Annotated in this window: 1 protein-coding gene; it reads right to left on the reverse strand. The window is 46.0% G+C overall.

Translation table 11 applies throughout. The annotated features are described in order from the left end of the window. The coding region (locus R7E78_RS27625) for an alkaline phosphatase (RefSeq protein ID WP_318058817.1) at window positions 1–640 on the reverse strand (640 nt) is incomplete at its 3' end. Window positions 641–642 lie beyond the last annotated feature (2 nt).

Here is a 642-nt window from a genome sequence, read left to right on the forward strand (position 1 = left end):
GATCTAACCCAATCGCAGGCAATGTTTGCAACGAAGGCAAGGTATCAAAATCCGTTAGGTAGTGATAACCCTGCATTTTAAATTCTTCAATCAGATTTCTGTCTTCACGCTCAAAATATCGAACACCACCACCAAGTAACAGATCGACGGGCAGCTTTCCATTTGCTTTGTTATCCAAGTAGTCGTCTGCTATCTGATCATAATTACGACGAGATTCGTTGTGCGCGGCAAAGCTTGCGGGCGTCGCGTGGTTAATTTGCGAAGTCGCCACCAAAGCGGTTGCCATGCCCTGCTCTTTCGCTACTTCCAACATCGTTTTAACTGGCTTTTTATGGGTATCGACAGCGACGGCGCCATTGTAACTCTTTATACCACTGCTTAAGGCCGTCGCGCCTGCTGCACTGTCAGTGACATAAGTATCATCATCGGGATAGGTGTGAGCCATGCCAAGCAGTATCGAGTCAAAGACTGTAGGCTCAATCTGTTTAGTTTCTGGATTATCTTGATAATAACGGTAGGCGGTTGTGTAGGCAGGGCCCATTCCATCACCGATCATATAAATAATATTTTTCGGTGCTTCATTGGCGTGAACAACCCCGGCCAGTAAACTGGCCGCAAATATAGAGTATCTGATTGTCATAT

The organism is Vibrio sp. YT-19(2023), assembly GCF_033337395.1.